Origin of the sequence: Snodgrassella sp. ESL0324 (assembly GCF_013344955.1) — a bacterium.
In the GTDB taxonomy this organism is placed as follows: domain Bacteria; phylum Pseudomonadota; class Gammaproteobacteria; order Burkholderiales; family Neisseriaceae; genus Snodgrassella; species Snodgrassella alvi.
Window position 1 is genome coordinate 546,097 of record NZ_JAAEDS010000014.1, and the last position, 7,934, is coordinate 554,030.

Here is a 7,934-nt window from a genome sequence, read left to right on the forward strand (position 1 = left end):
TTACTTATCACCCAAGTGCAAATTTAACAGCAAGCGGCAGCCATATTAGCACAGCCTGATTTTTTGCGACAAGCAATATGATTTATATTGAATCATTATTAACAATAGTTTTATATAAAAAATTCATAATCAGAGCCAGCTCCGCTGCTGTATTTTCCTGTGTTCCGCCACCGGCATGCCCGCCAGTATCAGGTGCTGCCAGCCATACCCGCTGCTTCAGCTGCCGCAGACGCGCATAGAATTTCAGTGCATGTGCCGGATGCACACGATCATCGTGCCGGTTAGTAGTAATCAATGCCGGCGGATAGTGTTGCAAATCACCCAAATTATGATAAGGAGAAAGCAGCTTTAATGCCGGTCTTTCCAGAGAATTTTCAGGATTTCCGTATTCATCAATCCACGAAGAACCTGCTGAAAGATAAGGGTAACGCAACATATCTGTCAGTGGCACTTCGCACACCATTGCCCCCATACTCTGCGGATCACGGCAGAAAGCAGATGCTACCACCAGACCGCCGTTACTGCCGCCCTGTATCGCCGTATGTGCCGCCACAGCTCGATGATGTTTATATAAATCATGCAGCACAGCCAGCAAATCACCAACACTAATATGTTTATTAATCCCTTGAGCAGCCTGATGCCATAATGGTCCGAATTCACCTCCGCCACGGACATTTGCCAGCACAAAAGCATAGCCTCTGGCCAGCCAGTGCCTGCCAATACTGCCCAGATAATATGGCAGTTGCGGCATAGCGAAACCACCATACACATAAACAATTGTTGGCGTATCCTCACCGATTTGTTTACCAACATGAAAATAAGGAATAAATGTGCCATCAGCTGCAACTGCATTAAATTGCCTTACCTGCATTCCTTGCGGATTAAATTGCCGTGGCTGGCGGCGCATAACACACAACTCACCCAGATGTATATCCAGCGTATATAAAGTCAGAGGCTCAAGAAAATTACTGATAGCCAGATACACCACATCACCGCCCCACGGCTGATCAGTAATTTCCAGTGCACCTTCCGGCAAATTCGGCAAAGTAATTTCCTGCCAGCGGCTATCTGCAAAATGCCACGCCAGCAAACGGCTATGCACATTATCCAGTATGGACACCAGCACAAACCGTCGTGTAGTTTCAATATTTTCAATAGCCTGAGTTTCAGTTGGTAAAAAAATCAGCTCAGCTGCACCAAGTTCACCTTTGTGCAACTTCACTGCCACCAGACTGCCGGCCGGATAGGATTTATTTGCCCGCTGCCAGTCACTGCGTAACTGCACCAGCAATTGCCCGTACAGATAACCCATCAATTCACAATCATCCGGCAATCCCAGCGGCTTAACACTAAAATCAGCCAGTACCTGATAATACTGTTTGTGATAAAACCCTTCTGCTGCTTCAAGTAAATCAATCGGTGCGCCCTGGCTATCCAGATAACGCCAGGCATTAACCATCATGCCTTCTGCGGCCATTTCCAGTATCGGCAGTGCTTCTGCAAAAGATTGTCCGCGGCGCATCAGCCACACTTGTCTGGGATAACCCGCCTGCGTTAACTGCCGCTCATCCCAGGCCGGACATACCCATACGCTTTCAGTATCACGCCAGCTAATAATGCTTTTACTGAGCGGAAAATGAAAACCGTCTTCGACAACTTTACGCTCAGCCAGATTAAATTCAATTGTATAAGCAGCATCAGATCCGCCCGCACTCAGACTGATTAATACATGCTCCGGTGCCTGCACATAATGAGCCACTCCCTGTAAGTACACATCATCGTTAAGCAGAGAATCAAAATCAGCTACTGAAAACAAAATTTTCCATTCAGGCAAGCCTGCACGATAACTGGCCGCAGAACATACCCTGTACACACCCTTCGGAAATTCCGCTGACTGATAAAAATGATACATACGTGCACGGTGTTCCTGACAAAAAGGAATTTGCTGCTCATCCTGCAACATTGTCACAATATCATCACGCACCGCTGTATATTCATCACTCGATGCAAACTCAGCCTGAGCAGCTGCATCTGCCTGCTGAATAAAAGACTGAGTTAGTTCACTATCCAGGTCTTCAAAATGCACAAAAGGATCAGCATCTGTCATCTTTATTTTTCCAATCATTTATATCTTTTAATCCATATAACACTTCTGATATAGCAGACTGTTTATCTGGCCGGACGAATCAGACGGTATACAGATATAAATATAAACAAATAGGGCAGCCCAGACAGGCTGCCCTATTATTTAAATAAAATCAACAATATAATTTCATTATGCTTTTACTAGCAACACACATTCGTATATACGATGTACAAAATATAAATTGTTAATTTTTATATGGTGCCGACAACGAGCAACGCGGCTATTTTACACAAGGCGCATTATATCGCCAAATATCGCCACAATCCCCGTATTTACTGGCTTTCCGCTTAATTTCAGAAAACACATAAAACAACATATTAATACATATTAAATTAATTTTGTGTCACAAAACTGTCACACAATAGGAGCCTTTTGAACTACTCCTATATATACTATATATATAGTATATACATTCATGAATCGATAGTACCAGATGTATAAACTGAGAAGTTCACAAAATTCAGTCGTTATACACATCATAACAACTGAATCAAACTAGTAGAATTCAACCGTTGGGGAAATCACAACGGTTGGGTGAAATTTCTAAAATCCAGTTGTTGTGGACATCACAACGACTGAATGTAATTCACGAATTCCAGTTGTGGTGAATATCACCACAACTGAGTTAAAGTTATTGTAATCTCCACTGAAACTAAAGAGGCTTATTATGAACACAATTTATTCTGAAGGTTGGGACGGTAATGATTGACTTTAATTTTGATATTTCCCCAATGCTAGGATAGAAAACTTGCCAGAATTCAACTGTGGTGATCTCCGCAACGGTTGAAGATGTACGTAGTCTGCCAACTACTAAAGCAGACAATACCAATTTGATTAACTAAACCTGATTAACTAACCCAAGCCAGCTAACCGCTGGCTTTTTGATTAAGGTTTATAATACGCATTAAAAGGAATTTGAGATGAGTAAAAAATTTAAATACCTAAAAATGGCACCAGAGATTGGTCAACTATACTTCTTTTTGAATGTCTCACCTTTTCATCTTTATTCATGGAAAGGGACTACTACTGAGCTATATTGGCTAAAAACACATAGAATTTATGCAACTGATAAAGATTTTAAACTAGCTATTGAATTCGTAAATAACTTCTATATATCAAATCCAGAAAAACTAAACTACATCATATCTATACCTGAATCACATTGTGAAGTTTGGTATGGTCTTTATATGGATGGACAAGATATCGATTGTCACTCAATAAAATTTGATTTTGATAACGAAATGCACCGGGATTTATACAATAAACGTCGACTTTATAGAACTTGTGAAGACTTAAAAAACGCAACGAATCTAATAACTCAAGCCTTAGCTTAGAACTAGAAAAGCCACTGTACAGTGGCTTTAATTTTGCAACCAAGCTAATCAATCCAAGCGCATTTAAACAAGTGTGCTTGTGTGGATTAGTAGACATGCCAGCTATTAGCTGGCTTTTTTATTGGAGAATAAAAATGGAAGCTAAAAAAGAAGAATTTATAGTTACTCAAGAATGGATTGAAAAAGTGGGGGCTTATAAAGATGGGTTTCAAGCTTTTAAACAGCATTTCCCTAATGGTGGAGAAGCTTTAGAGGTACTAAAGCAATGCGAAAAGTTCAATTATAGAAATCTTGGGGAATGGTTGGTAGATATCTTGCCTATCACTTATCCACCTTTAGAGCTTAATAATTTAATAGGTAATCTTTTCTACCCCAATGATGTTCATATTAAGGGCGATATTTCTACTCAAGAGTTCTTTTATATCAAAGGAAGTCTTAAGGTAGATGGGAAATTAACAGTCAACAAATATGGGGAGGCCTCCACCAATAAAGACTTTATAAATTCTGATGAGATTGATCTTGGTGAATATGCATATCTTTACTCACAAATTAAAGCTAATAGTATAAGCTTGCGTAATTCTGCTCATATTTTCGGGAATACTAAAGCTAATGTTATTAAAGTTAATGGCGGTTATCTCCACGGTGACGTTGATGCTGATGAAATTATTAATGATAGTGGAGAGATTCAGGGATACGTTAAAACTATTAAAATTGAAAATATTAATGGTGGAGTAATAAAAGGAAACATTAACACTATTAAAATTAAAAATATCAATGGTGGTCAGATACATGGAGATGTTGATGCTGATGAAATTATCAACGATGGCGGATTGATTAGAGGAGACGTTAACACTTTCACCATTGAAAATATTAATGGTGGTAGAGTTAAAGGGAAGATTACTTATAAGCGTTCTGATGAACATAAATAAAGCCAGCTAGTTGCTGGCTTTAATTTTAAGGAGATTAACATGGCACAGATAACAAAATTTGAAAAAGAAGTTTTAGAAAGGATTGATGAAGAAGTAAATTTAACAGAAAATGAATTTATAACAATCTTAAATAAATATACTCGTTATAGATATATTCAGGAAGAATACGGCTATGAAGTCACCTCGTCCATAGTAAAAATACAAGATAGGCATTTCGTAATACATTGGAAACGTCTATTGGGTAGCGAGGGTCAGATTGATGAATATAATGCTTATTTCGAATCCCAGCCTATTGAGGTACACGAGGAAACCCGAATAGAAAAACGTAAAATATGGGTAGACGATCAAGGTAATGTTGTTTTTTAAAGCCAGCAATTAGCTGGCTTTATCTCACTTAATCGCGTTTACTAGCGCGCTATGCCGTCTTGCGCAGTCGTTATACTTGTCCACTACCCCAACAGCCCAAGGTAAAACATCTGCGCCTGTAGTCCCGTTTAAAGGGCTTAACTCAGGGCATGGTGCTGTCAGGTTAGCCGGCAGACTAACGACTGCTGATTGCTTCGTTGATGATGTGCACCCCGGAAGCGTCCAGACAAACATTAGTATAGACAGGCACCCTAACAATTTTTGTAACCTGCGTTTGACGTTCATTTTGTTTCACCTCGCTTACTTCTTTCTGTTTTTCATAGTTAGCACTGGCTTTATTAAGTGCCGCCTGTTGTCTGGCTACTTCAGCCTGCTGCTTTTTCTGCATTACCTCTATACCGGCGTTATAGCCTTTCGTGTATTGTTTACGTCCGATTGCGGTAATAATGAACAGCAGCATGAGAATGACTAGAATTCGTACGCTAACGCTCACGTAATTAATCTCTTTCATTACACCACCTCAAAATGCGGTAAATCCTTGCTTTTCTGCCAGTTGCCGCCCCAGTTGATTTTCACCCCCAATTCCTTAGCTGCCTGTTGCATAGCCTCGTTAATTGCTGCGAATTTCTTCGGGTCGTTATCTTTCATATTGATAGGGTACGGATAAATATCTACCGCACACCCTTTTGCGTGTTTACTCGCCAGCGGTGTATTTACCCAAGTCACCTTCCTTTCATTTGGCCGCGCGTATTTCGGATCAACTCCCTTTTTCACGCATTCATTAGCCGTGCGCCCTTTGCCGTAATTGATGAAACACTGTTCCTTGCTTCTTTTCCCCTCAATGACGGTAAAATCCTGCTTAGTGATTTCAATGGCTCGCTTAACGACCTTAACCAGGTTGGCGTCAACATCGCGTAAATTGTTCAGAGAACGATTGCCTAATTTGTACATATCTAACCTTTCATAAATAAAAAAAGCAGCCATAACGGCTGCTGTGTATTGACTATTTAAATTTATTTATATATTATTAATATCATGTTTCCCCTTTAATACATTTAAAGCCCTCAAATACTCCTCCGTGTTGAGGGTATTTTTTTGACATAAAAAAGCTGCCTGCTGGCAGCTTATTCAATTCCCAAAAATTCACTTAGTCCATTTAATATCAAGCTTGCGCTTATTTTCGGCACAATCTTTTAAATACATATTCATTAAAACCTGATACGGCAATCCGGTTTCATCAGCCATATCTTTGAAATAAGTAATACTATCTTCATCAATCCGAATAGTGATTGTTTTCTTTAACTGTCCAGAATACGGATTGCGTTTTGCTTGACTAAAATCGTACTCTTTTTTCATAAATGTGCCTCGTATTGTTTGCGTTCTTGCTTGGTGGCCGTTCTTGCAGAAATCAAACGGATTGTATTGCCTCTTTCACAATGAATAACCACTAATATGCGTAAATTCTCACTCATTCCTAGCAATATGAAACGATCTTCGTCTTCGGAATGATCTGGATCATTTATTATCAAGGCATTTTCGTCCCAAAATACTGTAACAGCTTCATCAAATGAGACGCCGTGCTTTTTGATATTACTTGCTGCTTTTTCCTGATTCCATTCAAAGCCATTAATCATTCTATCCCCTTAGTTGTAAATATATTATATTTATATTTTAAATATACAACAAATAGTTAATTTTTATAAAGATGATTTTTTCATATCATCATGGTATAGGGCTAACTTGGCAGCCACAACAGAGAAAGCTAACAAGCAATCAAAGGTGGGGGTCATCAAAATGATGATACCCACCAATGGCGACACTAAAGATGCCTATTGTATTCCCTTGTATAAGTTATTTGGGAAGTTAAATCATTAATTCCTTTGTAATAGTTAAATAAGCCATAATTAAACGTCCTGTAAAAAAGCTGCTCTGAGGCTGCAATAGAAAAGCCAGCATTTAGCCGGCTTGAATCTGTTACACAATCAAATCACTATAACATCTGATACTGAAACAGGGTGGTGCCCAAATCACTCATATTTACCCCTAACTATTTGATAATTATAAATTTAGGGTGGTGCCCAAACCTATGGCATCATAGTATTTGATTGCGTAACAGAATCAAGTTAGCCACCAGCCGGCACTCTATTTCTGCTTATCATCTGTATCACCGATTATCTTTTCCGCCCTGTTACACACAGCATTAATCAGTTTTTTAGCCAGCTTAGGCGCAGTTGCTTTGAATGCGTCCAGCAGAGATTTAGAAGCCATTCCGGCAAATACACCGGCACCGGCAAACAGCCACGGGTGATCCTGTGTAAAGAAATACTCTGTTACTGCAGCTGAAAAAACCATGCCTATAATGATGAATGTCACAGTGAGCATTACCCCATAGCGTCGATAATCAGATACTACCAGCGAGCCGAGAAAGCCGCCGGCAAGGGCGAAACAGTTGGACAGTGTAAAAACCTCATTCATTATTTCCCGCCTTTTTTATCTTCTGCCTGCTGGGTGTTTTTAATCAGATTCCTGCCGGCTAATGCGCATATGATGGCAATCAGCGGATAGGTGGTCATGCCTGTGGACAGTGGCGGATAGGCAGCGATAAAGGTACCGGATATTACAAACCAAATCAACGCCGACCACAGCAGGCAGCACCCAGACAGAATATTGCTGCGGCTGGAATGACAAAAGGCAGTAAATAACTGCCCGATAGCAACCACAATTAAAATGGTCACAAACACCTTAGGGTATAAATGCGGGAATTTGCCGTATAAATCCTCCTTAATTATCTCGTCACCATGCAGGCCGAACACCAGCGCAAACCCCAGCATAGCGAATCCGTTTAGTACTTCGATTATTCGCGTGCCGGTACCGAACAGCCAGTTCTGCAGTCTGTCCGGTAAAAACCGGAAGTCCAGTAACCAGTACAACCATTTAATTGCTTTTGTCATGACATCTTTACTCCGTAAAAAAACCGCTTTTCAGCGGTTATCAGTTAATAGTTGCTTTTAGCTTCTTCCCATAGCCGGAATAGCCTGTCCTGATCAATATCCAAGGTATCAGTAAAAAACTGCCAGATATCATCATTTTCCAGTGTGAATGTCTGTGCTTCCATGATGGCATTGCGCACTTTAATCAGATGAATACCGGTCAATTCCC

Annotated in this window: 10 protein-coding genes; 3 read left to right on the forward strand and 7 right to left on the reverse strand. The window is 40.1% G+C overall.

Annotated elements, in window-relative coordinates:
• Positions 1-82 precede the first annotated feature (82 nt).
• On the reverse strand, positions 83-2,107 hold the full coding sequence (locus tag GYY70_RS09550) for a prolyl oligopeptidase family serine peptidase (protein WP_174832171.1): 2,025 nt from the start codon (positions 2,105-2,107) through the stop codon (positions 83-85).
• Positions 2,108-3,066: 959 nt separating this feature from the next.
• Between GYY70_RS09550 and GYY70_RS09555 the strand changes: the two genes are divergently transcribed.
• The 3 genes from GYY70_RS09555 to GYY70_RS09565 all read left to right on the forward strand — a co-directional run bounded on the left by GYY70_RS09555 (position 3,067) and on the right by GYY70_RS09565 (position 4,775).
• Positions 3,067-3,480, forward strand: coding sequence for a hypothetical protein (locus tag GYY70_RS09555; RefSeq protein ID WP_174832172.1), 414 nt, complete (start codon positions 3,067-3,069; stop codon positions 3,478-3,480).
• A 134-nt stretch (positions 3,481-3,614) separates the two neighbouring features.
• A complete protein-coding gene (locus GYY70_RS09560) occupies positions 3,615-4,409 on the forward strand; it encodes a polymer-forming cytoskeletal protein (RefSeq protein ID WP_174832173.1) in 795 nt (264 codons plus the stop codon).
• 39 nt (positions 4,410-4,448) lie between these two features.
• Complete coding sequence (locus GYY70_RS09565) at positions 4,449-4,775, forward strand: hypothetical protein (RefSeq protein ID WP_174832174.1); 327 nt, start codon at positions 4,449-4,451, stop codon at positions 4,773-4,775.
• A 175-nt stretch (positions 4,776-4,950) separates the two neighbouring features.
• Here the strand turns inward: GYY70_RS09565 and GYY70_RS09570 are convergent, their stop codons facing one another.
• From GYY70_RS09570 to GYY70_RS09595, 6 genes are all read right to left on the reverse strand, one after another.
• Complete coding sequence (locus GYY70_RS09570) at positions 4,951-5,286, reverse strand: hypothetical protein (RefSeq protein ID WP_174832175.1); 336 nt, start codon at positions 5,284-5,286, stop codon at positions 4,951-4,953.
• On the reverse strand, positions 5,286-5,759 hold the full coding sequence (locus GYY70_RS09575) for a M15 family metallopeptidase (protein ID WP_202984464.1): 474 nt from the start codon (positions 5,757-5,759) through the stop codon (positions 5,286-5,288). The genes GYY70_RS09570 and GYY70_RS09575 overlap by 1 nt, the downstream gene beginning before the upstream one ends.
• A 159-nt stretch (positions 5,760-5,918) precedes the next feature.
• Entirely contained in the window at positions 5,919-6,131 is a 213-nt protein-coding gene (locus tag GYY70_RS09580) for a BrnA antitoxin family protein (protein ID WP_025330149.1), read from the reverse strand.
• A complete protein-coding gene (locus tag GYY70_RS09585) occupies positions 6,128-6,409 on the reverse strand; it encodes a BrnT family toxin (RefSeq protein WP_037393889.1) in 282 nt (93 codons plus the stop codon). The genes GYY70_RS09580 and GYY70_RS09585 overlap by 4 nt, the downstream gene beginning before the upstream one ends.
• 508 nt (positions 6,410-6,917) lie before the next feature.
• Positions 6,918-7,250: a hypothetical protein gene (locus tag GYY70_RS09590; RefSeq protein WP_041880597.1), complete on the reverse strand. Its 333-nt coding sequence runs from the start codon at positions 7,248-7,250 to the stop codon at positions 6,918-6,920.
• The gene (locus GYY70_RS09595; protein ID WP_174832176.1) at positions 7,250-7,726 is read right to left on the reverse strand and encodes a hypothetical protein; all 477 of its coding nucleotides are present in this window, start codon (positions 7,724-7,726) and stop codon (positions 7,250-7,252) included. Before GYY70_RS09595 ends, GYY70_RS09590 begins: the two co-directional genes overlap by 1 nt.
• Positions 7,727-7,934 lie beyond the last annotated feature (208 nt).

Coding starts and splice junctions, on each gene's coding strand:
- GYY70_RS09575 (WP_202984464.1), bottom strand. CDS start 5,759: ATGGCTGCTTTTTTTATTTATGAAAGGTTAGATATGTACAAATTAGGC.
- GYY70_RS09570 (WP_174832175.1), bottom strand. CDS start 5,286: ATGAAAGAGATTAATTACGTGAGCGTTAGCGTACGAATTCTAGTCATT.
- GYY70_RS09560 (WP_174832173.1), top strand. CDS start 3,615: ATGGAAGCTAAAAAAGAAGAATTTATAGTTACTCAAGAATGGATTGAA.
- GYY70_RS09595 (WP_174832176.1), bottom strand. CDS start 7,726: ATGACAAAAGCAATTAAATGGTTGTACTGGTTACTGGACTTCCGGTTT.
- GYY70_RS09550 (WP_174832171.1), bottom strand. CDS start 2,107: ATGACAGATGCTGATCCTTTTGTGCATTTTGAAGACCTGGATAGTGAA.
- GYY70_RS09555 (WP_174832172.1), top strand. CDS start 3,067: ATGAGTAAAAAATTTAAATACCTAAAAATGGCACCAGAGATTGGTCAA.
- GYY70_RS09580 (WP_025330149.1), bottom strand. CDS start 6,131: ATGAAAAAAGAGTACGATTTTAGTCAAGCAAAACGCAATCCGTATTCT.
- GYY70_RS09565 (WP_174832174.1), top strand. CDS start 4,449: ATGGCACAGATAACAAAATTTGAAAAAGAAGTTTTAGAAAGGATTGAT.
- GYY70_RS09585 (WP_037393889.1), bottom strand. CDS start 6,409: ATGATTAATGGCTTTGAATGGAATCAGGAAAAAGCAGCAAGTAATATC.
- GYY70_RS09590 (WP_041880597.1), bottom strand. CDS start 7,250: ATGAATGAGGTTTTTACACTGTCCAACTGTTTCGCCCTTGCCGGCGGC.